General features: G+C 69.0%; 37 protein-coding genes. 35 read left to right on the top strand and 2 right to left on the bottom strand.

Features of this window, described 5'->3' with window-relative positions; translation table 11 throughout:
• Window positions 1–4 precede the first annotated feature (4 nt).
• The 30 genes from rplC to truA all read left to right on the top strand — a co-directional run bounded on the left by rplC (window position 5) and on the right by truA (window position 17,117).
• A complete protein-coding gene (gene rplC, locus Sdagh_RS16160; protein ID WP_189417916.1) occupies window positions 5–649 on the top strand; it encodes a 50S ribosomal protein L3 in 645 nt (214 codons plus the stop codon).
• An 8-nt stretch (window positions 650–657) separates the two neighbouring features.
• Window positions 658–1,311: a 50S ribosomal protein L4 gene (rplD, locus tag Sdagh_RS16155; protein ID WP_189417914.1), complete on the top strand. Its 654-nt coding sequence runs from the start codon at window positions 658–660 to the stop codon at window positions 1,309–1,311.
• On the top strand, window positions 1,311–1,730 hold the full coding sequence (gene rplW, locus Sdagh_RS16150) for a 50S ribosomal protein L23 (RefSeq protein WP_189417913.1): 420 nt from the start codon (window positions 1,311–1,313) through the stop codon (window positions 1,728–1,730). The genes rplD and rplW overlap by 1 nt, the downstream gene beginning before the upstream one ends.
• A gap of 40 nt (window positions 1,731–1,770) precedes the next feature.
• Window positions 1,771–2,607 (top strand): 50S ribosomal protein L2, encoded by an 837-nt coding sequence (gene rplB, locus Sdagh_RS16145; RefSeq protein ID WP_093499642.1) that lies wholly within the window; start codon window positions 1,771–1,773, stop codon window positions 2,605–2,607.
• Window positions 2,608–2,619: 12 nt separating this feature from the next.
• Window positions 2,620–2,901 (top strand): 30S ribosomal protein S19, encoded by a 282-nt coding sequence (gene rpsS, locus Sdagh_RS16140; RefSeq protein ID WP_189417912.1) that lies wholly within the window; start codon window positions 2,620–2,622, stop codon window positions 2,899–2,901.
• A 43-nt stretch (window positions 2,902–2,944) separates the two neighbouring features.
• Window positions 2,945–3,292 (top strand): 50S ribosomal protein L22, encoded by a 348-nt coding sequence (gene rplV, locus Sdagh_RS16135; protein WP_019329637.1) that lies wholly within the window; start codon window positions 2,945–2,947, stop codon window positions 3,290–3,292.
• Entirely contained in the window at window positions 3,292–4,125 is an 834-nt protein-coding gene (gene rpsC, locus Sdagh_RS16130; protein ID WP_189417911.1) for a 30S ribosomal protein S3, read from the top strand. Before rplV ends, rpsC begins: the two co-directional genes overlap by 1 nt.
• Before the next feature lie 5 nt (window positions 4,126–4,130).
• Window positions 4,131–4,550, top strand: coding sequence for a 50S ribosomal protein L16 (rplP, locus tag Sdagh_RS16125; protein WP_189417910.1), 420 nt, complete (start codon window positions 4,131–4,133; stop codon window positions 4,548–4,550).
• On the top strand, window positions 4,550–4,774 hold the full coding sequence (gene rpmC / locus Sdagh_RS16120; protein ID WP_010036720.1) for a 50S ribosomal protein L29: 225 nt from the start codon (window positions 4,550–4,552) through the stop codon (window positions 4,772–4,774). The genes rplP and rpmC overlap by 1 nt, the downstream gene beginning before the upstream one ends.
• Window positions 4,774–5,061, top strand: coding sequence for a 30S ribosomal protein S17 (gene rpsQ / locus Sdagh_RS16115; RefSeq protein WP_189417909.1), 288 nt, complete (start codon window positions 4,774–4,776; stop codon window positions 5,059–5,061). Before rpmC ends, rpsQ begins: the two co-directional genes overlap by 1 nt.
• 102 nt (window positions 5,062–5,163) lie before the next feature.
• Entirely contained in the window at window positions 5,164–5,532 is a 369-nt protein-coding gene (gene rplN, locus Sdagh_RS16110) for a 50S ribosomal protein L14 (protein ID WP_003998823.1), read from the top strand.
• A gap of 2 nt (window positions 5,533–5,534) precedes the next feature.
• On the top strand, window positions 5,535–5,858 hold the full coding sequence (gene rplX / locus Sdagh_RS16105; RefSeq protein ID WP_133919849.1) for a 50S ribosomal protein L24: 324 nt from the start codon (window positions 5,535–5,537) through the stop codon (window positions 5,856–5,858).
• Window positions 5,858–6,415 carry a 50S ribosomal protein L5 gene (gene rplE / locus Sdagh_RS16100; protein WP_053753925.1) on the top strand — a complete coding sequence of 186 codons (558 nt, stop codon included), beginning with the start codon at window positions 5,858–5,860 and terminating at the stop codon, window positions 6,413–6,415. Before rplX ends, rplE begins: the two co-directional genes overlap by 1 nt.
• 5 nt (window positions 6,416–6,420) lie before the next feature.
• Window positions 6,421–6,606 (top strand): type Z 30S ribosomal protein S14, encoded by a 186-nt coding sequence (locus Sdagh_RS16095; RefSeq protein ID WP_003948630.1) that lies wholly within the window; start codon window positions 6,421–6,423, stop codon window positions 6,604–6,606.
• Window positions 6,607–6,817: 211 nt separating this feature from the next.
• Entirely contained in the window at window positions 6,818–7,216 is a 399-nt protein-coding gene (rpsH, locus tag Sdagh_RS16090) for a 30S ribosomal protein S8 (protein ID WP_007384075.1), read from the top strand.
• Between the two features lie 24 nt (window positions 7,217–7,240).
• The gene (gene rplF / locus Sdagh_RS16085) at window positions 7,241–7,780 is read left to right on the top strand and encodes a 50S ribosomal protein L6 (protein ID WP_190076702.1); all 540 of its coding nucleotides are present in this window, start codon (window positions 7,241–7,243) and stop codon (window positions 7,778–7,780) included.
• A 3-nt stretch (window positions 7,781–7,783) separates the two neighbouring features.
• Window positions 7,784–8,167, top strand: coding sequence for a 50S ribosomal protein L18 (rplR, locus tag Sdagh_RS16080; RefSeq protein WP_189417906.1), 384 nt, complete (start codon window positions 7,784–7,786; stop codon window positions 8,165–8,167).
• A gap of 40 nt (window positions 8,168–8,207) precedes the next feature.
• Window positions 8,208–8,813: a 30S ribosomal protein S5 gene (rpsE, locus tag Sdagh_RS16075; RefSeq protein WP_007494753.1), complete on the top strand. Its 606-nt coding sequence runs from the start codon at window positions 8,208–8,210 to the stop codon at window positions 8,811–8,813.
• Window positions 8,814–8,815: 2 nt separating this feature from the next.
• Window positions 8,816–8,998 (top strand): 50S ribosomal protein L30, encoded by a 183-nt coding sequence (gene rpmD, locus Sdagh_RS16070; RefSeq protein WP_003974250.1) that lies wholly within the window; start codon window positions 8,816–8,818, stop codon window positions 8,996–8,998.
• A 2-nt stretch (window positions 8,999–9,000) separates the two neighbouring features.
• A complete protein-coding gene (gene rplO, locus Sdagh_RS16065; protein ID WP_189417905.1) occupies window positions 9,001–9,456 on the top strand; it encodes a 50S ribosomal protein L15 in 456 nt (151 codons plus the stop codon).
• Between the two features lie 241 nt (window positions 9,457–9,697).
• On the top strand, window positions 9,698–11,011 hold the full coding sequence (secY, locus tag Sdagh_RS16060) for a preprotein translocase subunit SecY (protein WP_189417904.1): 1,314 nt from the start codon (window positions 9,698–9,700) through the stop codon (window positions 11,009–11,011).
• Entirely contained in the window at window positions 11,011–11,664 is a 654-nt protein-coding gene (locus tag Sdagh_RS16055) for an adenylate kinase (RefSeq protein ID WP_189417903.1), read from the top strand. Before secY ends, Sdagh_RS16055 begins: the two co-directional genes overlap by 1 nt.
• Before the next feature lie 246 nt (window positions 11,665–11,910).
• Window positions 11,911–12,747 carry a type I methionyl aminopeptidase gene (gene map, locus Sdagh_RS16050; protein WP_189417902.1) on the top strand — a complete coding sequence of 279 codons (837 nt, stop codon included), beginning with the start codon at window positions 11,911–11,913 and terminating at the stop codon, window positions 12,745–12,747.
• Window positions 12,748–12,900: 153 nt separating this feature from the next.
• The gene (gene infA / locus Sdagh_RS16045; protein ID WP_003948620.1) at window positions 12,901–13,122 is read left to right on the top strand and encodes a translation initiation factor IF-1; all 222 of its coding nucleotides are present in this window, start codon (window positions 12,901–12,903) and stop codon (window positions 13,120–13,122) included.
• A 68-nt stretch (window positions 13,123–13,190) separates the two neighbouring features.
• Window positions 13,191–13,304 (top strand): 50S ribosomal protein L36, encoded by a 114-nt coding sequence (gene rpmJ, locus Sdagh_RS16040; RefSeq protein ID WP_003974245.1) that lies wholly within the window; start codon window positions 13,191–13,193, stop codon window positions 13,302–13,304.
• Window positions 13,305–13,491: 187 nt separating this feature from the next.
• On the top strand, window positions 13,492–13,872 hold the full coding sequence (rpsM, locus tag Sdagh_RS16035) for a 30S ribosomal protein S13 (RefSeq protein WP_006130767.1): 381 nt from the start codon (window positions 13,492–13,494) through the stop codon (window positions 13,870–13,872).
• A gap of 69 nt (window positions 13,873–13,941) precedes the next feature.
• Window positions 13,942–14,346, top strand: coding sequence for a 30S ribosomal protein S11 (gene rpsK / locus Sdagh_RS16030; protein WP_003948617.1), 405 nt, complete (start codon window positions 13,942–13,944; stop codon window positions 14,344–14,346).
• A 115-nt stretch (window positions 14,347–14,461) separates the two neighbouring features.
• Window positions 14,462–15,484, top strand: coding sequence for a DNA-directed RNA polymerase subunit alpha (locus Sdagh_RS16025; protein ID WP_003966937.1), 1,023 nt, complete (start codon window positions 14,462–14,464; stop codon window positions 15,482–15,484).
• A gap of 170 nt (window positions 15,485–15,654) precedes the next feature.
• On the top strand, window positions 15,655–16,173 hold the full coding sequence (rplQ, locus tag Sdagh_RS16020; protein WP_190076703.1) for a 50S ribosomal protein L17: 519 nt from the start codon (window positions 15,655–15,657) through the stop codon (window positions 16,171–16,173).
• A 95-nt stretch (window positions 16,174–16,268) separates the two neighbouring features.
• A complete protein-coding gene (gene truA, locus Sdagh_RS16015; protein ID WP_190008341.1) occupies window positions 16,269–17,117 on the top strand; it encodes a tRNA pseudouridine(38-40) synthase TruA in 849 nt (282 codons plus the stop codon).
• Window positions 17,118–17,159: 42 nt separating this feature from the next.
• On the opposite strand, the gene Sdagh_RS16010 is transcribed toward truA, so the two are convergent.
• Complete coding sequence (locus Sdagh_RS16010) at window positions 17,160–18,044, bottom strand: hypothetical protein (RefSeq protein ID WP_189417894.1); 885 nt, start codon at window positions 18,042–18,044, stop codon at window positions 17,160–17,162.
• A gap of 74 nt (window positions 18,045–18,118) precedes the next feature.
• Between Sdagh_RS16010 and Sdagh_RS16005 the strand changes: the two genes are divergently transcribed.
• From Sdagh_RS16005 to Sdagh_RS15985, 5 genes are all read left to right on the top strand, one after another.
• The gene (locus tag Sdagh_RS16005; protein WP_189417892.1) at window positions 18,119–19,324 is read left to right on the top strand and encodes a glycosyltransferase 87 family protein; all 1,206 of its coding nucleotides are present in this window, start codon (window positions 18,119–18,121) and stop codon (window positions 19,322–19,324) included.
• Window positions 19,325–19,539: 215 nt separating this feature from the next.
• Entirely contained in the window at window positions 19,540–19,983 is a 444-nt protein-coding gene (gene rplM / locus Sdagh_RS16000) for a 50S ribosomal protein L13 (RefSeq protein WP_055632362.1), read from the top strand.
• 42 nt (window positions 19,984–20,025) lie between these two features.
• Complete coding sequence (rpsI, locus tag Sdagh_RS15995) at window positions 20,026–20,538, top strand: 30S ribosomal protein S9 (RefSeq protein ID WP_189417887.1); 513 nt, start codon at window positions 20,026–20,028, stop codon at window positions 20,536–20,538.
• A gap of 233 nt (window positions 20,539–20,771) precedes the next feature.
• Entirely contained in the window at window positions 20,772–22,130 is a 1,359-nt protein-coding gene (gene glmM / locus Sdagh_RS15990) for a phosphoglucosamine mutase (RefSeq protein WP_189417884.1), read from the top strand.
• A 265-nt stretch (window positions 22,131–22,395) separates the two neighbouring features.
• Complete coding sequence (locus Sdagh_RS15985) at window positions 22,396–22,542, top strand: hypothetical protein (protein WP_190008343.1); 147 nt, start codon at window positions 22,396–22,398, stop codon at window positions 22,540–22,542.
• Window positions 22,543–22,670: 128 nt separating this feature from the next.
• On the opposite strand, the gene Sdagh_RS15980 is transcribed toward Sdagh_RS15985, so the two are convergent.
• Window positions 22,671–23,648, bottom strand: coding sequence for a DUF389 domain-containing protein (locus Sdagh_RS15980; protein ID WP_189417880.1), 978 nt, complete (start codon window positions 23,646–23,648; stop codon window positions 22,671–22,673).
• Window positions 23,649–23,663: the final 15 nt, after the last annotated feature.

The following is a 23,663-nucleotide window of genomic DNA, read 5'->3' as shown; positions in this document are numbered from 1 at the left end:
AACGATGGCTAAGCAGATCAAGGGCATCCTGGGCGAGAAGCTCGGCATGACGCAGGTGTGGGACGAGAACAACCGTGTTGTTCCGGTCACCGTCGTCAAGGCCGGCCCCAACGTCGTGACCCAGGTGCGTACCAACGACGTCGACGGCTACGAGTCGGTCCAGATCGCCTTCGGCGAGATCGACCCGCGCAAGGTGAACAAGCCCCTCAAGGGCCACTTCGCCAAGGCCGACGTCACCCCCCGCCGTCACCTCGTCGAGATCCGCACGTCGGACGCCGCCGAGTACACGCTGGGCCAGGAAGTCACCGCCGAGGTGTTCGAGTCGGGCGTGAAGGTCGACGTCACCGGCAAGAGCAAGGGCAAGGGCTTCGCCGGTGTCATGAAGCGTCACAACTTCAAGGGCCTCGGCGCCGGCCACGGCACCCAGCGCAAGCACCGCTCGCCCGGTTCCATCGGTGGCTGCGCCACCCCGGGCCGCGTGTTCAAGGGCCTCCGCATGGCGGGTCGCATGGGCAACGAGCGCGTCACCACCCAGAACCTGACCGTCCACGCCGTTGACGCGGAGAAGGGTCTGCTGCTCATCAAGGGCGCGGTTCCCGGTCCGAACGGCGGCCTCGTCCTGGTCCGCACCGCGGCCAAGGGGGCCTGAGGTAACCGATGAGCACTGTTGACATCCTTTCGCCGGCGGGCGACAAGGCCGGGACCGTCGAACTCCCCGCGGAGATCTTCGACGTCGAGAAGGTCAGCGTTCCGCTGATCCACCAGGTCGTCGTCGCACAGCTCGCCGCCGCCCGCCAGGGCACCCACAAGACCAAGACCCGTGGCGAAGTCCGCGGCGGTGGCAAGAAGCCGTACCGCCAGAAGGGCACCGGCCGCGCCCGTCAGGGCTCGACCCGCGCGCCGCAGTTCGCCGGTGGTGGCGTCGTGCACGGTCCCGTGCCGCGCGACTACTCGCAGCGCACCCCGAAGAAGATGAAGGCCGCGGCCCTGCGCCACGCCCTCACCGACCGGGCGCGCCACAACCGCATCCACGTCGTCTCCGGCGTGGTCGAGGGCGAGATCTCCACCAAGGCCGCGAAGACGCTGTTCGGCAAGATCAGCGAGCGCAAGAACCTGCTGCTCGTCGCCGAGCGCTCGGACGAGGCCGCGTGGCTCTCCGCCCGCAACCTGCCCCAGATCCACATCCTGGAGCCGGGCCAGCTGAACACGTACGACGTTCTCGTCTCGGACGACGTGGTCTTCACCCAGGCCGCCTTCGAGTCCTTCGTGTCCGGCCCGAAGGCCAATGACACCGAAGGGAGCGAAGCCTGATGGCTACGCGTCACCCGAGCATCGCCTCCAAGGCTGCGAAGGCCGCCAAGGCCGCGCGCGTCGCCAAGGCGCGCCGCCACGCCACCGAGGGCAAGAACACCGTCGAGACCCCGCTGAGCAAGTCGTACACGGACCCCCGTGACGTGCTGCTCAAGCCGGTCGTCTCCGAGAAGAGCTACGCGCTCCTCGACGACGGCAAGTACACGTTCATCGTCGACCCGCGGGCCAACAAGACCCAGATCAAGGAGGCCGTGCAGGCGGTCTTCTCGGTCAAGGTCACCGGGGTCAACACGATCAACCGCCAGGGCAAGCGCAAGCGCACCCGCACCGGTTTCGGCCAGCGGGCCGCCACCAAGCGCGCGATCGTGACCCTCGCCGAGGGCGACCGTATCGACATCTTCGGCGGTCCGACCTCCTGACGGAGGTCCGGATCGTCCGATATCGGACGAGGACTGAGAAATGGGAATCCGCAAGTACAAGCCGACGACTCCTGGCCGTCGTGGCGCCAGCGTCGCCGACTTCGTCGAGGTCACGCGGTCCACGCCGGAGAAGTCGCTGGTTCGCCCGCTGCACAGCAAGGGCGGCCGTAACAACGCCGGTCGTGTGACCGTTCGCCACCAGGGTGGCGGACACAAGCGCGCCTACCGCGTGATCGACTTCCGTCGGCACGACAAGGACGGCGTGCCGGCGAAGGTCGCGCACATCGAGTACGACCCCAACCGCACCGCGCGCATCGCGCTGCTGCACTACGCGGACGGCGAGAAGCGCTACATCCTCGCCCCGCGCAACCTGCAGCAGGGCGACACCGTGGAGAACGGTCCCGGGGCCGACATCAAGCCGGGCAACAACCTGGCCCTCCGCAACATCCCGGTCGGTACCACGGTCCACGCGATCGAGCTCCGTCCCGGTGGCGGCGCGAAGTTCGCCCGTTCCGCGGGTGCCTCGGTGCAGCTGCTGGCCCGTGAGGGCGCCATGGCGACCCTCCGTATGCCGTCCGGCGAGATCCGCATGGTGGACGCGCGCTGCCGCGCCACCGTCGGCGAGGTCGGCAACGCCGAGCAGTCGAACATCAACTGGGGCAAGGCGGGCCGCAAGCGGTGGCTGGGCGTTCGCCCGACCGTCCGTGGTGTGGTCATGAACCCGGTGGACCACCCGCACGGTGGTGGTGAGGGCCGGACCTCCGGTGGCCGTCACCCCGTGTCCCCGTGGGGCAAGAAGGAAGGCCGTACTCGTTCGCCCAAGAAGGCGTCGAACAAGTACATCGTCCGCCGCCGCAAGACGAACAAGAAGCGCTAAGGACGGGTTGAGATGCCGCGTAGCTTGAAGAAGGGGCCCTTCGTCGACGACCACCTCATCAAGAAGGTGGACTCGCAGAACGAAGCCGGCACCAAGAACGTCATCAAGACCTGGTCCCGTCGCTCGATGATCGTCCCCAGCATGCTGGGCCACACGATCGCGGTGCACAACGGCAAGACCCACATCCCGGTGTTCGTCACCGAGTCCATGGTCGGCCACAAGCTCGGCGAGTTCTCGCCGACCCGCACCTTCCGGGGTCACGTCAAGGACGACCGGAAGTCGAAGCGCCGCTAAGGCGGGGTGGAATCGACTAATGACTAACACCGAAGGGACAACCATGGAAGCCAGGGCCCAGGCGCGGTACATCCGCGTCACGCCCATGAAGGCCCGCCGCGTGGTGGACCTCATCCGTGGCATGGACGCCACGGAGGCTCAGGCGGTCCTGCGTTTCGCCCCGCAGGCCGCGAGCGTGCCGGTCGGCAAGGTGCTGGACAGCGCCATCGCCAACGCCGCGCACAACTACGACCACACCGACGCCGACAGCCTCTACATCTCCGAGGCGTACGTCGACGAGGGCCCGACCCTGAAGCGGTTCCGGCCGCGCGCCCAGGGCCGCGCCTACCGGATCCGCAAGCGGACCAGCCACATCACCGTGGTCGTCAGCAGCAAGGAAGGAACCCGGTAATGGGCCAGAAGGTAAACCCGCACGGGTTCCGGCTCGGTGTCACGACCGACTTCAAGTCGCGTTGGTACGCCGACAAGCTGTACAAGGACTACGTCAAGGAAGACGTCGCCATCCGCCGGATGATGACGTCCGGCATGGAGCGCGCCGGCATCTCCAAGGTCGAGATCGAGCGCACCCGCGACCGTGTCCGCGTGGACATCCACACGGCGCGTCCGGGCATCGTCATCGGCCGCCGCGGCGCCGAGGCCGACCGCATCCGCGGTGACCTGGAGAAGCTGACCGGCAAGCAGGTCCAGCTGAACATCCTCGAGGTCAAGAGCCCGGAGACGGACGCTCAGCTGGTGGCCCAGGCCGTCGCCGAGCAGCTCTCCTCCCGCGTCTCCTTCCGTCGCGCCATGCGCAAGAGCATGCAGGGCACGATGAAGGCCGGCGCCAAGGGCATCAAGATCCAGTGCGGTGGCCGCCTCGGCGGCGCCGAGATGTCCCGCTCGGAGTTCTACCGCGAGGGCCGTGTGCCCCTGCACACGCTCCGCGCGAACGTGGACTACGGCTTCTTCGAGGCCAAGACGACCTTCGGCCGCATCGGCGTGAAGGTCTGGATCTACAAGGGCGACGTCAAGAACATCGCCGAGGTCCGCGCCGAGAACGCCGCTGCCCGCGCCGGCAACCGCCCGGCCCGTGGTGGCAACGACCGCCCGGCCCGTGGTGGCCGCGGTGGTGGCGAGCGTCGCGGGCGCAAGCCGCAGCAGCAGTCGGCCCCGGCCGCCGAAGCCCCCAAGGCTGACGCGCCCGCCGCTGCCGCTCCGGCCGAGAGCACCGGAACGGAGGCCTGACCGTCATGCTGATCCCCCGTAGGGTCAAGCACCGCAAGCAGCACCACCCGAAGCGCCGTGGTCAGGCCAAGGGCGGTACGACGGTCTCGTTCGGCGAGTACGGCATCCAGGCCCTCACGCCTGCGTACGTCACGAACCGCCAGATCGAAGCGGCTCGTATCGCCATGACCCGTCACATCAAGCGTGGCGGCAAGGTCTGGATCAACATCTACCCGGACCGCCCGCTGACCAAGAAGCCCGCCGAGACCCGCATGGGTTCCGGTAAGGGTTCGCCCGAGTGGTGGGTGGCGAACGTGCACCCGGGCCGGGTCATGTTCGAGCTGTCCTACCCGAACGAGAAGATCGCGCGCGAGGCCCTGACCCGTGCGGCTCACAAGCTGCCGATGAAGTGCAAGATCGTCAAGCGCGAGGCAGGTGAAGCGTGATGTCGGCCGGTACCAAGGCGTCCGAGCTGCGCGAGCTGGGCAACGAGGAGCTGCTCAACAAGCTCCGCGAGGCCAAGGAAGAGCTGTTCAACCTCCGCTTCCAGGCGGCGACGGGTCAGCTCGAGAACCACGGTCGGCTCAAGGCCGTCCGCAAGGACATCGCGCGGATCTACACCCTGATGCGTGAGCGCGAGCTGGGCATCGAGACGGTGGAGAGCGCCTGATGAGCGAGAGCAACGTGACTGAGAACAACACCGAGGCGCGCGGCTTCCGTAAGACCCGCGAGGGCTACGTCGTCAGCGACAAGATGGACAAGACCGTCGTCGTCGCCGTCGAGGACCGCGTCAAGCACGCGCTGTACGGCAAGGTCATCCGCCGTACCAACAAGCTCAAGGCGCACGACGAGCAGAACGCCGCGGGTGTCGGCGACCGTGTCCTCCTCATGGAGACCCGGCCGCTGTCCGCGACCAAGCGCTGGCGCGTCGTCGAGATCCTCGAGAAGGCCAAGTAATTCATTCCTGCGGGGATCATCCCGCAGGACAGTTCCGCCAGGCTCCGGGAGCCGGTCAGCTGACCGGCTCCCGGGGAACCGGCAGACATTCAGGAGATAGACGTGATCCAGCAGGAGTCGCGGCTGCGTGTCGCCGACAACACGGGTGCGAAGGAGATCCTCTGCATCCGTGTGCTCGGTGGCTCCGGCCGCCGCTACGCGGGTATCGGTGACGTCATCGTCGCCACCGTCAAGGACGCGATCCCCGGTGGCAACGTGAAGAAGGGTGACGTCGTCAAGGCGGTCATCGTTCGCACCGTCAAGGAGCGCCGCCGTCCGGACGGCTCGTACATCCGCTTCGACGAGAACGCCGCCGTCATTCTCAAGAACGACGGCGACCCTCGCGGCACCCGTATCTTCGGCCCGGTGGGCCGTGAGCTGCGCGAGAAGAAGTTCATGAAGATCATCTCCCTCGCGCCGGAGGTGCTGTGAGCATGAAGATCAAGAAGGGCGACCTGGTCCAGGTCATCACCGGTAAGGACAAGGGCAAGCAGGGCAAGGTCATCGCGGCCTTCCCCCGCGAGGACCGCGTCCTGGTCGAGGGTGTCAACCGGGTCAAGAAGCACACCAAGGCCGGACCGACCGCTCGCGGTTCCCAGGCCGGCGGCATCGTCACCACCGAGGCGCCGATCCACGTCTCCAACGTCCAGCTGGTCGTGGAGAAGGACGGTCAGAAGGTCGTGACCCGCGTCGGTTACCGCTTCGACGACGAAGGCAACAAGATCCGCGTTGCCAAGCGGACGGGTGAGGACATCTGATGGCTACCACCACCACTCCGCGTCTGAAGACGAAGTACCGCGAGGAGATCGCGGGCAAGCTGCGTGACGAGTTCAAGTACGAGAACGTCATGCAGATCCCCGGCCTCGTCAAGATCGTGGTCAACATGGGTGTCGGCGACGCCGCCCGTGACTCCAAGCTCATGGACGGCGCCGTCCGTGACCTGACCACCATCACCGGTCAGAAGCCGGCCATCACCAAGGCCCGCAAGTCCATCGCGCAGTTCAAGCTGCGCGAGGGCCAGCCGATCGGTGCGCACGTCACCCTCCGTGGCGACCGCATGTGGGAGTTCCTGGACCGCACCCTGTCGCTGGCGCTCCCGCGCATCCGCGACTTCCGCGGCCTGTCCCCCAAGCAGTTCGACGGCCGGGGCAACTACACCTTCGGTCTCACGGAGCAGGTCATGTTCCACGAGATCGACCAGGACAAGATCGACCGCGTCCGGGGTATGGACATCACCGTGGTCACCACGGCGACCAACGACGCTGAGGGCCGCGCGCTCCTTCGTCACCTCGGCTTCCCGTTCAAGGAGGCGTGAGCGAGATGGCGAAGAAGGCTCTGATTGCCAAGGCTGCTCGCAAGCCCAAGTTCGGTGTGCGTGGCTACACCCGCTGCCAGCGCTGTGGCCGCCCGCACTCCGTGTACCGCAAGTTCGGCCTGTGCCGCGTCTGCCTTCGTGAGATGGCTCACCGTGGCGAGCTGCCGGGCGTGACCAAGAGCTCCTGGTAGTTCCCTTCTAGGGACTTCCCAGGGCTCTCGGTAAGCAACTGGGTCGACAGGGGCCCGTCCTCGCATGCCTTAGGCTTGTGGGGTTGGGCGCCTGTCGTGCCCATACGACTTACTACGCCGTAGGTCCACCGCGCCGCACCCGTCCCGTCTCGGATCGGGGAGAGGGATGGCGCACCAGGAAACCCCGGCGAGAGAGGCCGAAGGCCAATTCATGACCATGACTGATCCGATCGCAGACATGCTTACGCGTCTGCGGAACGCGAACTCGGCGTACCACGACTCCGTGACGATGCCGGCGTCCAAGATCAAGTCTCACATCGCGGAGATCCTCCAGCAGGAGGGCTTCATCACGGGCTGGAAGGTCGAGGACGCCGAGGTCGGCAAGAACCTCGTCCTGGAGCTGAAGTTCGGCCCCAACCGTGAGCGCTCCATCGCGGGCATCAAGCGGATCTCCAAGCCCGGTCTCCGGGTTTACGCGAAGTCCACCAACCTGCCGAAGGTGCTCGGCGGCCTGGGCGTGGCGATCATCTCCACGTCGCACGGGCTCCTCACCGACAAGCAGGCCGGCAAGAAGGGCGTGGGTGGGGAAGTCCTCGCCTACGTCTGGTAGCAGAAGGGAACGGAGGAAACAGCTATGTCGCGCATCGGCAAGCTCCCCATCGCGGTTCCCGCCGGCGTGGACGTCACCATCGACGGCCAGACGGTGTCGGTCAAGGGCCCCAAGGGCTCGCTGTCGCACACCATCGTGGCGCCGATCGAGATCGCCAAGGGCGAGGACGGCGTGCTCAACGTCACCCGCCCCAACGACGAGCGTCAGAACAAGGCCCTGCACGGCCTGTCCCGCACGCTGGTGGCGAACATGATCACCGGCGTGACCCAGGGTTACGTGAAGAAGCTCGAGATCAGCGGTGTCGGTTACCGCGTTGTCGCCAAGGGTTCGAACCTGGAGTTCTCCCTCGGTTACAGCCACCCGATCCTCGTCGAGGCCCCCGAGGGCATCACCTTCAAGGTCGATGCCCCCACCCGATTCTCGGTCGAGGGCATCGACAAGCAGAAGGTCGGCGAGGTCGCGGCCAACATCCGCAAGCTGCGCAAGCCCGACCCGTACAAGGCCAAGGGCGTCAAGTACGAGGGCGAAGTCATCCGCCGCAAGGTCGGAAAGGCGGGTAAGTAAGCCATGGCATACGGGCAGAAGATCCTCAAGGGCGACGCCTACAAGCGCGCCGCGATCAAGCGCCGCCACATCCGCATCCGCAAGCGTGTCGCGGGTACGGCGGAGCGCCCCCGTCTGGTCGTGACCCGCTCCAACCGCCACATCGTGGCGCAGGTGATCGACGACCTGAAGGGCCACACCCTGGCATCGGCGTCCACGCTGGACACGTCGATCCGCGGTGGCGAGGGCGACAAGTCCGCGCAGGCCAAGCAGGTCGGCGCCCTGGTCGCCGAGCGCGCCAAGGCCGCCGGTGTCGAGGCCGTGGTGTTCGACCGTGGTGGTAACCAGTACGCCGGGCGCATCGCCGCCCTGGCGGACGCCGCCCGCGAAGCCGGCCTGAAGTTCTGAGCCGGTTCCGAGCTAGCGGAAACAGAGAGAGGTAATTCCAATGGCTGGACCCCAGCGCCGCGGTGGCGGTGCCGGTGGCGGCGAGCGGCGGGACCGGAAGGGCCGTGACGGCGGCGCAGCTGCCGCCGAGAAGACCGCATACGTTGAGCGCGTCGTCGCGATCAACCGTGTCGCCAAGGTTGTGAAGGGTGGTCGTCGCTTCAGCTTCACCGCGCTGGTCGTGGTGGGCGACGGTGACGGCACCGTGGGTGTCGGTTACGGCAAGGCCAAGGAGGTGCCGGCCGCCATCGCCAAGGGTGTCGAGGAGGCCAAGAAGCACTTCTTCAAGGTCCCCCGTATCCAGGGCACCATCCCGCACCCGATCCAGGGTGAGAAGGCTGCCGGCGTCGTCCTGCTCAAGCCCGCGTCCCCCGGTACCGGCGTTATCGCCGGTGGTCCGGTGCGCGCCGTGCTCGAGTGCGCCGGTATCCACGACATCCTGTCGAAGTCCCTGGGCTCCGACAACGCGATCAACATCGTGCACGCCACCGTGGCGGCCCTCAAGGGCCTGCAGCGTCCCGAGGAGGTCGCGGCCCGCCGCGGTCTGCCGCTCGAGGACGTCGCCCCCGCGGCCCTGCTGCGTGCGCGTGCCGGGGCGGGTGCGTAATCATGGCGCAGCTCAAGATCACGCAGGTCAAGTCCTACATCGGCAGCAAGCAGAACCACCGCGACACCCTGCGCTCCCTTGGTCTCAAGGGCATCAACACGCAGGTCGTCAAGGAGGATCGTCCCGAGTTCCGCGGCATGGTGCACACCGTCCGCCACCTCGTGACGGTCGAGGAGGTCGACTGATCATGGCGGAGCAGAACCCGCTCAAGATCCACAACCTCCGTCCCGCCCCGGGCGCCAAGACCGCCAAGACCCGTGTGGGTCGTGGTGAGGCGTCGAAGGGTAAGACGGCCGGTCGTGGTACCAAGGGTACGAAGGCCCGCTACCAGGTTCCGGAGCGCTTCGAGGGTGGCCAGATGCCCCTCCACATGCGTCTTCCGAAGCTGAAGGGCTTCAAGAACCCGTTCAAGACCGAGTACCAGGTCGTGAACCTCGACAAGCTGGCCAAGCTCTACCCGCAGGGTGGCGAGGTCACGGTCGAGGACCTGGTGGCCAAGGGCGCCGTTCGCAAGAACAGCCTGGTCAAGGTCCTCGGCGAGGGCGAGATCTCCGTGGCGGTCGAGGTGAAGGTCGACAAGGCCTCCGCCTCCGCCAAGGAGAAGATCGCCGCCGCCGGCGGCAGCGTCACCGAGCTCGTCTGAACACCACAGGCGTCTCGATGACTTGAGCGATCCCGACCGGGGATACCCCACAAATGGGGTATCCCCGGTTGGTCGTTCCAAGGGCAGTGGTCTCGCCGGTAAGGTGACTGGAACTGCCCACTTTCACGGGTGTCACACATGAGGCACCCTGAGCGGCAGTTGACCGTTACTCATTAAGTCGTCAGTCGAACCTCAAGACCGTCACCCTTGACGCGCCAGCGCGGGGGTCGCAGGAGGCACCGTGCTCACCGCGTTCGCCCGGGCGTTCAGGACGCCCGACCTGCGCAAGAAGCTGCTCTTCACGCTCGGCATCATCGTGGTGTACCGAGTGGGTACCCACATCCCGATCCCGGGCGTCGACTACAAGAGCGTCCAGGAGTGTGTCGACCAGGCATCCGGCAACCAGGGCCTGTTCGGTCTGGTCAACATGTTCAGCGGCGGCGCCCTGCTGCAGATCACGGTCTTCGCGCTCGGCATCATGCCGTACATCACGGCCAGCATCATCCTTCAGCTGCTGACCGTCGTGATCCCGCGCCTGGAAGCCCTCAAGAAGGAGGGCCAGGCCGGTACGGCGAAGATCACGCAGTACACCCGCTACCTGACCATGGCGCTCGCCATCCTCCAGGGCACCGGTCTGGTCGCCACCGCGCGCAGCGGCGCCCTGTTCTCCGGGTGCACCGTCGCCAACCAGATCGTTCCGGACCAGGCGATCTTCACCACCATCGTCATGGTGATCTGCATGACCGCCGGCACCGCCACCGTGATGTGGCTCGGTGAGCTGATCACCGACCGCGGCATCGGCAACGGCATGTCGATCCTCATGTTCATCTCGATCGCCGCGACCTTCCCGTCCGCCCTGTGGGCGATCAAGACGCAGGGCTCGCTGGCCGACGGCTGGATCGAGTTCGGCACGGTCATCCTGGTCGGGCTGGTCATGGTCGGCCTGGTGGTCTTCGTCGAGCAGGCTCAGCGCCGCATTCCCGTGCAGTACGCCAAGCGGATGATCGGCCGTCGCTCCTACGGGGGCACGTCCACGTACATCCCGCTCAAGGTGAACCAGGCGGGCGTGATCCCCGTCATCTTCGCGTCGTCGCTGCTGTACATCCCGGCCCTGATCGCCCAGTTCTCCAGCGGCACCTCGGGCTGGAAGACCTGGATCGAGGCCAACCTCGTCAAGGGCGACCACCCGATCTACATCACGCTTTACTTCTTGCTCATTGTTTTCTTCGCGTTCTTCTACGTGGCGATCTCCTTCAACCCCGAGGAAGTCGCGGACAACATGAAGAAGTATGGTGGCTTCATCCCGGGCATCCGGGCTGGCCGACCGACCGCTGAGTATCTGAGCTACGTACTCAACCGGATCACCTGGCCGGGTTCGCTGTATCTGGGTCTTATCGCTCTCGTGCCGACGATGGCGTTGGTTGGTTTCGGGGCAAACCAGAACTTCCCGTTCGGCGGTACCAGCATCCTGATCATCGTGGGTGTGGGACTGGAGACGGTGAAGCAGATCGAGAGCCAGCTCCAGCAGCGCAATTACGAAGGGTTCCTCCGCTGATGCGAATCGTCCTCGTCGGGCCGCCGGGCGCCGGTAAGGGAACGCAGGCCACCCGCCTTGCCGAGACGCTGCACATCCCGCACATCTCCACGGGCGACCTGTTCCGCGCCAACATCAGCCAGCAGACGGAGCTGGGCAAGCTCGCGAAGTCCTACATGGACGCGGGGAATCTCGTCCCCGACGAGGTCACCATCGCCATGGCGAAGGACCGCATGGAGCAGCCCGACGCCGAGGGCGGCTTCCTGCTGGACGGCTTCCCGCGCAACGTCTCCCAGGCGGAGGCGCTGGACGAGCTGCTCGAGACCGAGGACATGAAGCTCGACGCGGTGCTGGACCTCGAGGCGCCGGAGGAAGAGGTCGTCAAGCGGATCGCCGGGCGGCGGGTCTGCCGGAACGACTCGGCGCACGTCTTCCACGTGACGTACAAGCAGCCGGCCGAGGAGGGCGTCTGCGACGTCTGCGGCGGGGAGCTGTACCAGCGGGACGACGACTCGGAGGAGACGGTCCGCAAGCGGCTGGAGGTCTACCACACGCAGACCGAGCCGATCATCGACTACTACAAGGCGCAGGGGCTGGTCGTGACCATCTCCGCGATGGGAGCGGTCGATGAGGTCACGGGGCGTGCGCTGGAAGCGCTGAAGCGCGACCAGTAGTCGTTCCGTACGTCGCTTGCAGCCGCGGTCCGCTGAGAGGCGGGCCGCGGCTGTGGTGTGCCGGGGGGCGCGTGCGCGGCCCGGCGCCGGCGCGGTGCCGCCGCGCCCACCCGTGCCGCCCCGGGGGAGGCCCGACTGCCCGCGGTGGGCGGCTCCCGCCGCCCGCGGTCTGCGGGGGTGCGGGTCGCCGTATCGTTGGGGGTGCCCGTTCCTTCCCCTGGTCCAGAGAGGTCGCAGGTTTTTCCCATGGTGCAGATCAAGAGTCCCGAGCAGATCGCCAAGATGCGTGAGGCGGGGCTGGTCGTCGCCGCCATCCACGCGGCCACGCGGGAGGCCGCCGTGCCCGGGGCCACCACCAAGGACCTCGACCAGGTCGCCCGCAAGGTGCTCGCCGAGCACGGCGCCAAGCCGAACTTCCTCGGGTACGGCGGTTTCCCCGCGACGATCTGCACCTCGGTCAACGAGGTCGTCGTCCACGGCATCCCCTCCGACGAGGTCGTGCTGAAGGACGGGGACGTCATCTCCATCGACTGCGGGGCGATCGTGGACGGCTGGCACGGTGACGCCGCGTACACCGCCTTCGTGGGGTCCGGGCACGCGCCCGAGCTGATCGAGCTGTCCCGGGTGACCGAGGAGTCGATGTGGGCCGGGATCGCGGCCATGAAGCAGGGGAACCGGCTGGTCGACATCTCCCGGGCCGTCGAGACGTACATCCGCCGGCAGCCCAAGCCGGGCGGCGGCCGTTACGGGATCATCGAGGACTACGGCGGCCACGGCATCGGCACCGAGATGCACATGGACCCGCACCTGCTGAACTACGTCGACCGGCGCCGGGGCAAGGGGCCCAAGCTGGTCCCCGGGTTCTGCCTGGCCATCGAGCCGATGGTGTCGCTCGGTACCCCGAGGACGCGGGTGCTGGAGGACGAGTGGACCGTGATCACCACGGACGGCACCTGGTCCTCGCACTGGGAGCACTCGGTCGCGCTGACCGAGCAGGGGCCGCTGGTGCTGACCGCCCCCGACGGCGGCAAGGCCAAGCTCGCCGAGCTGGGGATCACGGCCGCGCCCGACCCGCTCGCATAGGGATCTCCACGGTGGGGCAGACTTCCTCGTTTCGCCTTTCCGGGTGTGCTGACGTAGACTGACGCGTCGGCTCTGGTGCACCCGCATGTCTGCATGCGCACATGTGTACGTGTGACAAGAGTCGATCAAGGTAGTCGATTCGAAGGGCGAAGCGTGGCCAAGAAGCAAGGTGCCATCGAGATCGAGGGCACTGTCGTCGAGTCTCTGCCGAACGCCATGTTCAAGGTTGAGCTCCAGAACGGCCACCAGGTCCTGGCACACATCAGCGGCAAGATGCGTATGCACTACATCCGCATCCTCCCTGACGACCGGGTCGTGGTGGAGCTGTCTCCGTACGACCTGACGCGTGGCCGGATCGTCTACCGGTACAAGTAGATCTTGCCCACGTCCCGCGTGCTGTCCGCGTGGGTCCGCCGGCAACTGACCCGGAGAACCTCACACCCATGAAGGTCAAGCCGAGCGTCAAGAAGATCTGCGACAAGTGCAGGGTGATCCGCCGTCACGGTCGGGTCATGGTCATCTGCGACAACCCGCGCCACAAGCAGCGCCAGGGCTGACGCAGTACCCTCCCTCCGCGATTCGCAGTACTTCGCGCGACGCGAGCTGAATTGTTCATACGCAGGGCCCGGACACCGAGGTGTCCGACACCCCCGGCTCGGAGGCCGGGGACCCCGTCCGTACCTGGTACGGCGGGCGGGGAGCCGGTTCTGCGGAAGACCTCCGAAGATCACCAGGAGCCATTGAATGGCACGCGTTTCCGGTGTTGACATCCCGCGCGAAAAGCGCGTGGAGATCGCCCTCACCTACGTGTTCGGCATCGGCCGGACCCTCTCGCAGCAGACGCTGGCCGCCACCGGTGTGGACCCGAACACTCGTGTTCGCGACCTCACCGAGGAGCAGCTCGTCGCGATCCGCGAGTACGTCGACAACAACATCAAGACCGAGGGTGACCTCCGTCGCGAGATCCAGGCCGACATCCGCCGCAAGGTCGAGATCGGCACCTACCAGGGTCTGCGCCACCGTCGTGGTCTGCCGGTCCGCGGTCAGCGCACCAGCACCAACGCTCGCACCCGCAAGGGCCCGCGTCGCGCCATCGCCGGTAAGAAGAAGCCGGGCAAGAAGTAGTCCTCAGCGGACAACGCTTCACCAGCGGTCTTCGCTGTAGGACCGACCACCTCCCCGTAGGAGTTATAGATGCCCCCCAAGGGTCGTCAGGGCGCTGCCAAGAAGGTGCGCCGCAAGGAAAAGAAGAACGTCGCTCACGGCCACGCGCACATCAAGAGCACGTTCAACAACACGATCGTGTCCATCACGGACCCGACCGGCAACGTGATCTCCTGGGCCTCCGCCGGCCACGTCGGCTTCAAGGGCTCCCGGAAGTCCACGCCGTTCGCCGCGCAGATGGCCGCCGAGTCGGCCGCCCGTCGCGCGCAGGAGCACGGCATGCGCAAGGTCGACGTCTTCGTGAAGGGCCCGGGCTCGGGTCGTGAGACGGCCATCCGTTCGCTCCAGGCGACCGGTCTTGAGGTCGGCTCCATCCAGGACGTCACGCCCACCCCGCACAACGGCTGCCGTCCGCCGAAGCGCCGTCGCGTCTGACACGCTTCTCGGCTTGGGTTCCGGGCGGTACGGCTCCTTGGGGTCGTGCCGCCCGTACCCTTGCAGTACATGGTCGGGCGTCAAATAGCGGGCGCCCCTGACTGAAGGAACACACATGCTGATCGCTCAGCGTCCCTCGTTGACCGAAGAGGTCGTCGACGAATTCCGCTCCCGGTTCGTGATCGAGCCGCTGGAGCCGGGCTTCGGCTACACCCTCGGCAACTCCCTGCGTCGTACGCTCCTCTCCTCGATCCCCGGTGCCGCTGTCACCAGCATCCGGATCGACGGCGTCCTGCACGAGTTCACCACCGTGCCGGGTGTCAAGGAGGACGTCACCGACCTGATCCTCAACATCAAGCAGCTGGTCGTCTCCTCGGAGCACGACGAGCCGGTCGTGATGTACCTGCGCAAGCAGGGTCCGGGTCTGGTCACCGCCGCCGACATCGCGCCGCCGGCCGGTGTCGAGGTGCACAACCCCGACCTCGTCCTCGCCACGCTCAACGGCAAGGGCAAGCTGGAGATGGAGCTGACGGTCGAGCGTGGCCGCGGTTACGTCTCCGCCGTCCAGAACAAGCAGGTCGGTCAGGAGATCGGGCGCATCCCGGTCGACTCGATCTACTCGCCGGTGCTGAAGGTCACGTACAAGGTCGAGGCCACGCGTGTCGAGCAGCGCACCGACTTCGACAAGCTGATCGTCGACGTCGAGACCAAGCAGGCGATGCGTCCCCGTGACGCCATGGCCTCCGCGGGCAAGACCCTGGTCGAGCTGTTCGGTCTCGCCCGCGAGCTGAACATCGACGCCGAGGGCATCGACATGGGTCCGTCCCCGACGGACGCCGCGCTCGCCGCCGATCTGGCGCTGCCGATCGAGGAGCTGGAGCTCACCGTTCGGTCGTACAACTGCCTCAAGCGCGAGGGCATCCACTCCGTGGGTGAGCTGGTCGCCCGTTCCGAGGCGGACCTGCTGGACATCCGCAACTTCGGTGCGAAGTCCATCGACGAGGTCAAGGCCAAGCTCGCGGGCATGGGCCTGGCGCTGAAGGACTCGCCCCCCGGGTTCGACCCCACCGCCGCGGCGGACGCCTTCGGGGCGGACGACGACGCGGACGCCGGGTTCGTGGAGACCGAGCAGTACTGAGTCCCGTGCCGGTCCGCTGTGGCCGGTCGCGCAGTTCCCCGCGTCCCGGTGGGGCGCGGTCCTTCCGGGGGCGTCGGCAAGGCGCCCCCGGATCTCCGACAGGCGGCCGCCTGCTCGGATACTGACTCCGGTACCTGATACGGCCGGGGCAGACACCTAGGAGAGACAACATGCCGAAGCCCACCAAGGGTGCCCGTCTGGGCGGCAGCGCCGCGCACGAGAAGCTGCTCCTCGCGAACCTCGCGAAGGCGCTCTTCGAGCACGGCAAGATCACGACCACCGAGGCGAAGGCCCGCAAGCTGCGGCCGTACGCCGAGCGTCTGGTCACCAAGGCGAAGAAGGGCGACCTTCACAACCGCCGTCAGGTGCTCCAGGTGATCACGGACAAGAGCGTCGTCCACACGCTCTTCACCGAGATCGGCCCGCGCTACGAGAACCGCCCCGGTGGCTACACGCGCATCACCAAGATCGGCAACCGCCGTGGTGACAACGCGCCCATGGCCGTCATCGAGCTGGTCGAGGCCCTGACCGTCGCCCAGGAGGCGACCGGTGAGGCCGAGGCCGCGACCAAGCGCGCGGTCAAGGAGTCCGAGGAGACCAAGGCCGAGGAGACCAAGGCCGAGGAGACCAAGGTCGAGGAGACCAAGGTCGACGACGAGGCTGCCGCCGAGGAGTCGAAGGACGCGTAAGCGTTCTGCCGGGTTCCCCGCGCCCCTCGAGGGCGTTGCGGGTCCGTCCCCACGGGGGGCGGGCCCGCTTTTTGTGTACCTGAGAGGATCTCTGGGTGAGTGACGAAGTTGAGGCCGGACTCGTGCGGGTGCGGATGGACCTCTCGTACGACGGGACCGCCTTCTCCGGGTGGGCCAAGCAGGCCGGTGGGCGGCGGACCGTGCAGGGGGAGGTCGAGGACGCGCTGCGGACCGTGACGCGGTCGGGGGAGCGGACGTACGAGCTGACCGTGGCGGGGCGGACCGACGCCGGAGTGCACGCGCGGGGCCAGGTGGCGCACGTGGACCTGCCGGCCCAGGTGTGGGAGGCGCACCGGGAGAAGCTGCTGAAGCGGCTCGCCGGGCGGCTGCCGCGGGACGTGCGGGTGTGGGCGCTGCGGGAGGCGCCGGCCGGGTTCGACGCGCGGTTCGCGGCCGTGTGGCGGCGGTACGTCTACCGGGTCACCGACCACCCCGGCGGCGCCGACCCGCTGCTCCGCCACCACGTGCTGTGGCACGACTGGCCGCTGGACGTGGCGGCGATGGACGCCGCGGCCAAGCCGCTGATCGGGGAGCACGACTTCGCGGCGTACGCGAAGAGGCGGGAAGGGGCGACGACCATCCGGGAGATCCTCGACTTCGGGGTGCGCCGGACGGCGGGCGGCATCGTCGAGATCGAGGTGCGGGCGGACGCGTTCTGCCACAACCAGGTGCGGTCCATGGTGGGGGCGCTGCTGTTCGTGGGCGACGGGCACCGGGGCGTGGAGTGGCCCCGGAAGGTGCTCGACGCCGGGGTGCGGGACAGCGCCGTGCACGTGGTGCGGCCGCACGGGCTGACGCTGGAGGAGGTCGGCTACCCGGCCGACGAACTGCTCGCGGCACGGAGCCTGGCGGCGCGGAACCGGCGGACCCTGCCGGGCGCGTGAGACGGTCCGGCGGGCTCCCGCCCGCCGGTCCGGTCCGGCACGTCAGCCGTTGGCCGCCGCCGACGCCTGGGCCTCGCCCCGGCGGTGGATCTGGCGGTAGGTGAACGTGCCCAGGTCGTCGCCGATCCGGAAGGCGGCCGTGTCCTGCTCCGTGACGTCCTTGCCGTTGGTGTGCCCGGCGATGGTGAAGTAGACGTACCGGCCGTAGGAGTTGATGGTGGTGCGGCAGACCGCGCCGGTGCAGAAGGAGCCGACACCGCCGCCGGGGAGCGGCTTGACGATGCTCTTGGAGTCCGTCGCCGACTTGGCCTGCCCGGCCTTCGCCGCGGTGTCGAAGACGGCCACGCCGACCGTCACGGCGATGTCGTCCTTGGCGTAGGTGACACGCATCAGCCGGGTGCAGCCCCCCGCTTCGAGGGCCTTGGGGAGGGTCTGCTGGGCGGCCGAGGAGCAGGTGCGGGTGTCGGCGGTCGGGCCCTTCCTGTACACCGTGTCACCCATGGTCAGCTGGGTGCCGGGGAAGAGGGTCTCCGGGGCGAGCGCGGCCTTGTCCTTGGCCGCGCTGGAGATGAAGTCCTCCGGGTCCAGCGGCGGGGGCGCGCTGGTCGGGGCGAACGACGGCGCCTTGGCCGTGGCGCTCGGGATCTCGGCCGCCGACGGCAGCTGGGACGAGGGCGAGTCCGACGCCTGGCCCGAGCCGCCCGTGGAGACCACGGCCACGGCGACGGCCGCCGCCACGGCCACGGCGGCCAGCGCCCCGCCGCCGATGAACAGCAGCCGGCGGCGCTTGGCGCGGGCCTCGGACGCCTCGGCCAGCGCGGCCCAGTCGGGGGTGTCGCCACCGCCGCTGTTCCACGGCTGCTGCTGTTGGGATCGCGGTGTCCAGGGATCCCACTGGGAGTCGGGTCCCCCCTGCCCAAAGCTCATGGGGCGCATCTTAGACGGGACAAGGGGCGTGCTGGTCCGCGTCCACAGGGTGCGGAGCGCCTAGCGTTCCGTCCATGCGGACGGGCAAAAACGACATCTCCGGGTGGTTGGGGCAACCTGCGGGGCGGGCCGGGTGGGCGGTGCTCACCCTGGTGCTGGGGGCGCTGGTCGTGCAGACCGGGCGGGTGACCTCGGACGGAGGCATGGACAACGCCATCGTGGTGCGGGCGGCACGGAGCTGGCTGGCCGGCGGCGATCCCTATGACGATCCCCACTTCCTCTACTTCCCGAGCGCGGTCCTGGCCGCCGTGCCGCAGACCCTGCTGCCCCCGGCGGCGCTGCGGGCACTGGTGCCGCTCACGGTGGCCGGGCTGCTGGTACTGGGCTGGGGCTGCGCGCTGCGGCTGCACGGGGTCGCGCGCGGCAGCCGGCTCGCCGTGCTGGGGCTGACCGGCCTCGCGGCGTGCTTCGCGCCGTTCGGGCACCTGGTGCGGCTCGGGAACTGGACGGTCACCGCCGCCGTCGCCCTGCCGCTCTGCCTGCTCCTCGCGCACCGGGGCCGGTGGCTCGCGGCCGGGGCGGCGCTCGGGGCCGCCGTCGCGCTGAAGCCGCTGCTCGCGCCGGCCGCGCTGCTGTTCCTGTTCGCCGGGCGGTGGCGGGCGCTGGCGGCGGCCGTGCTGGTGCCGGCCCTCGCCTCCGGGGCGGCGGCGCTGCTGATGCCCGACCCGGCCGGCTTCTTCACCCGCACCCTCCCCTTCCTGCTCAGCGGCGACGACGGCTTCGTCCGGCTCTACGAGGCGTCCCCGGCGGCCGTGCTGCCCCGGCTCGGCGTGCCCGCGCCGCTCGCCCGGGCGGCGGCCGTCCTGGCGGCGGGCGCCGGGGTGTTCTGCGCGAGGCTGCGCTGGCGGCGGGGCGGCCCGGGACCGCTGCGGTACGCCGAGACCGCGGCCGGCCTGATGCTCTCGGCGTTCCTCGTCTCGCGCCCCTCCTACGACCACTATCTGCTGGTCGTCGTGCCGCTGCTGCTGGCCGGGCTGCCGTACGGCGACTCGGTGACCCGGCGGCCCGGGTTCTGGGCGGCCCTGGTGCCGCAGCTGCCCGGGGTGAGCTGGCCCTGGCTGGAGGCGGGGGTGCGGCGGGCCTTCAAGGACGCGGTCACGCTGGGCGTGCTGGCGGCCACGGTGGCCGTGCACGGCCGGGGGCGCGGGGGTCCCCGGGACGGTGGCGCCCGTTCGCTTCCGGCGGCGCGTACCCTGGAGGCGGACAGCAGTACCGGGTGATCCCTCGTTTTGACCCTTCTGGGGCACCCCGGTATCCTGCTTGTTCGTTGTGTATTGGCTTGCTCATTCTCACGGGACGGGCCCTTACACCGGTCCACCGGGCCGATGACCAGCGACCCCACAACGCGGTATGCGTCGCCGCCGTGGGTCCAGGCTGTCGTGATCGTTTCGGTGACCTGTTCAGGACCATTCACTCGAAGCGAAGGCTACGAACCGTGCGTACGTACAGCCCCAAGCCCGGCGATGTGACGCGCCAGTGGCACGTCATCGACGCTCAGGACGTCGTCCTGGGCCGTCTGGCCTCCACCGCGGCCTCCATCCTGCGTGGCAAGCACAAGCCGATCTACGCGCCCCACGTCGACACCGGTGACTTCGTCATCATCATCAACGCCGACAAGGTGCACCTCTCCGGCAACAAGCGGACCCAGAAGATGGCGTACCGCCACTCCGGGTACCCGGGCGGTCTGCGCTCCGTCCGCTACGACGAGCTGCTGGACAAGAACCCCGAGAAGGCCATCGAGAAGGCCGTCAAGGGCATGCTCCCCAAGAACACGCTGGGCCGTCAGATGCTCTCGAAGCTGAAGGTCTACAAGGGTGACCAGCACCCGCACGGCGCGCAGCAGCCGCAGCCGTTCGAGATCACCCAGGTCGCGCAGTAAGTCCGGCCACCCCCTAAGACTGAAGAGAATCTGAGGAGAATCGTGGCCGAGACCACTGCCGAGCAGCCGCTCGAAGAGCTTGACATCGACAGCTACACCACCGAGTCCGAGGTGCCCGTCGAGGGCGAGTACACCTCGGAGTCGCTGGCCTCCCGCTTCGGCGAGCCCCAGCCGGCCGCCGGCCTGGGCCGCCGCAAGAACGCCATCGCCCGTGTCCGGATCGTTCCGGGCACCGGCAAGTGGAAGATCAACGGCCGCACCCTCGAGGACTACTTCCCGAACAAGGTGCACCAGCAGGAGGTCAACGAGCCCTTCAAGGTGCTCGAGCTCGACGACCGCTACGACGTCATCGCCCGGATCTCCGGCGGCGGCGTCTCCGGCCAGGCCGGTGCCCTCCGTCTCGGTGTCGCCCGCGCGCTGAACGAGGCCGACGTCGACAACAACCGCGGTCCCCTGAAGAAGGCCGGCTTCCTGCGCCGCGACGACCGCGCGGTCGAGCGGAAGAAGGCCGGTCTGAAGAAGGCCCGCAAGGCTCCGCAGTACAGCAAGCGCTAAGCCTCACGCGCTGCGCGTACTCCGAACGCCCCGGCGGCACGCCACATGTGCCTCCGGGGCGTTCGTTTATCCACAGTCGGGGGCGTATAACGGCACAAGACGCTCAAAGGCTTGTGTGATCGGATGACGGCGGGTGTCCGTGTGTGCGTCCGTGTCGTGGCGGTGTACGTGTCGGTGTGCTCTTGTGCGCTCTCGTGCGCTTTCGTGTAATTGACGCTTCCTCAGGAGGACAAGTGGGACGACTCTTCGGCACGGACGGCGTGCGCGGTGTCGCCAACGCGGATCTGACGGCCGAGATGGCGCTCGGCCTCTCCGTCGCCGCGGCGCACGTACTGGCCGAGGCGGGCACGTTCGAGGGGCACCGGCCGACCGCCGTGGTCGGCCGCGATCCGCGGGCGTCCGGCGAGTTCCTGGAGGCCGCCGTCGTCGCGGGCCTGGCCAGCGCCGGCGTCGACGTGCTGCGGGTCGGCGTGCTGCCGACGCCCGCGGTCGCCCACCTCACCGGCGCGCTCGGCGCCGACCTCGGCGTGATGCTTTCCGCGAGCCACAACGCCATGCCCGACAACGGGATCAAGTTCTTCGCCCGCGGCGGTCACAAACTCGCCGACGAGCTGGAGGACCGGATCGAGGCCGTCTACGCCGAGCACCGCACCGGCGCGCCCTGGGACCGGCCGACCGGGGCCGGCGTGGGCCGGGTCCGGGAGTACCAGGAGGGGCTCGACCAGTACGTCGCCCACCTGGTCGGTGTGCTGCCCAACCGGCTGGACGGGCTGCGGATCGTCCTGGACGAGGCGCACGGCGCGGCCTGGCGGGTCTCGCCGGAGGCGTTCGCGCGGGCCGGTGCCGAGATCGTCACCATCGGCGCCGCACCGGACGGCCTCAACATCAACGACGGCTGCGGCTCCACCCACCTGGACCTGCTGAAGGCCGCCGTCGTCGAGCACGGCGCCGACCTGGGCATCGCTCACGACGGGGACGCCGACCGCTGCCTCGCCGTGGACCACACCGGCGAGGAGGTGGACGGCGACCAGATCCTCGCGGTGCTCGCGCTGGCGATGCGGGAGCGGTCCGCGCTGCGCTCGGACACCGTCGTCGCCACCGTCATGTCCAACCTCGGCTTCAAGCTGGCCATGGAGCGCGAGGGCATCCGGTTCGTCCAGACGGCGGTCGGTGACCGGTACGTCCTGGAGGAGATGAAGCGGCACGGGTACGCGCTCGGCGGCGAGCAGTCCGGGCACGTCATCGTGCTGGACCACGCCACCACCGGCGACGGCACGCTGACCGGGCTGCTGCTCGCGGCCCGGGTCGCGCAGTCCGGGCGTCCGCTGCGGGAGCTGGCCGCCGTGATGGAGCGGCTGCCGCAGGTGCTGATCAACGTCCCGGACGTGGACAGGTCCCGGGTGGGGACGTCGGCGGAACTGGCCACGGCGGTGGCGGAGGCCGAGCGCGACCTCGGCTCCACCGGGCGGGTGCTGCTGCGCCCCTCCGGCACCGAGCCGCTCGTCCGCGTGATGGTCGAGGCGGCCGACATCGAACAGGCGCGCGCGGTGGCGGGGCGGCTGGCGGATTCGGTGAAGTCGGCGCTCGGGTAGGTGCCCGCCGCCCGGGAGGGCCGGCCGGCCCGCACGGTGGACACCGTGCGGCGGGCCCTCGTCCCCGGGACACGCCGTGGCCCTGACGTCCCCTGCACCCTCGGCGGGACGGTCGGCGGGGCGACGGCGGCGGCTGCCGCGCGCCGCGGGGTGCCGCCGGAGTTCCCGGGCTCCCGCCGGGTGCCGGACCGCGCGGGCCGCGGGCCGCCCGTGCGGCGCTTCGCACCTGGCGGAGGCCGAGGAGCACCGGTTCGCCCGCGGTCCGGTGGCCGGCTGCACGCCGCCGCTCTCCCCCGAGGAGCCGTACTGCGCCGGGATGATCGACGAGCCGCCGGTGTTCCTGGACCGCGCGGGCGGCGGTGTCCCCGGAGCCCCGGCGCTGGGCGCCGGCCGGGTCGGCACGGAGCGCTGAGCGGCTCGCGTCGGCCGGCGAGGACCTGAGGGAGTACGACGACCGGCTGAGGCCGCCGCGCCGGGCCTGGCTCGTCGACGGGTGAGCCGGCGGGGCGGCGGACACGGGCCTCGGGGTGCCGGGGCCGGTCAGGCGCGGGTGGTGTGCGGGCGGTCGCGCAGGTTTCCGCGGCGGGCCGGCCGGCGCTTCTTGGCCGCCGCCCACAGGGCCTTCTGGGTCAGCAGGGTGAGGGTGCCCGCCAGGACGATGCCCAGCAGGTTCAGCAGGAGCTGCTCCGTGGAGTGCCAGGTCTGGCCGGTGTCGCCGTAGATCAGGGCGACGGCCGCGTTCGCGGCGGCCGGGACCGTGGTGACCGAGATGGCGACGCCGACCAGGGCGCCGGACTTGGCGGAGGTCAGCGAGAGGGTGCCGGCCGCCCCGGCGAGGACGGCGACGACGAACGAGAACCAGTCCGGGGCGTAGATGAAGCCGGTGTTGGGCCGGTCGGCCTCCAGCTTCGCCTCGCTGAACAGGCCGACCGCGTCCATGAACAGGCTGAAACCGGCGGTGACCGCCATGGCGACCGCGAAGCCCGCCAGCAGCGCGACGGCCGACCGCAGCGCCAGCTTGGGGGAGCGCTGCACGATCGCCGTGCAGATGCCGGCGAGCGGCCCGAACTCCGGACCCACCGCCATCGCGCCCACGATCAGGATCGCGTTGTCCAGCACCACACCGCAGGCGGCGATCAGCGTGGCGAGCGTGATGAAGGCCAGGTAGGTGACCGAGAGCGTCGACTCCTCGTGGGTCGCCTCGGTCAGCTGCTCCCACACCACGGCGTCCGCGCCCTCGCCCGGCGCCTCGCGCTCGGCCCGGTCGGCGTACTCCGACAGCGACAGGTCGATGTCCTCGGCGGTGATCGCGCCGCAGGTGTCCAGCTCCAGCGCCCGCAGCGCGTCGATGACGTCGTCGCCCGCCTCCCGGGCCACGTCGCACATCACGACGTCCCCGGCGGGGGAGCGGGCGGCGCCCGGGAGGACCACCAGGTGGGCGGTGCCGACGGTGGTCTCCAGCAGGCGGACGACCGCGTCGGTCTTCTCGGCCGGGGTGATCAGGCGCAGATGCAGCATGCGGCCCATTGAACC

Origin of the sequence: Streptomyces daghestanicus, from assembly GCF_020521275.1 — a bacterium.
In the GTDB taxonomy this organism is placed as follows: domain Bacteria; phylum Actinomycetota; class Actinomycetes; order Streptomycetales; family Streptomycetaceae; genus Streptomyces; species Streptomyces griseoviridis.
This window is presented reverse-complemented; position numbering and strand designations above follow the sequence as displayed.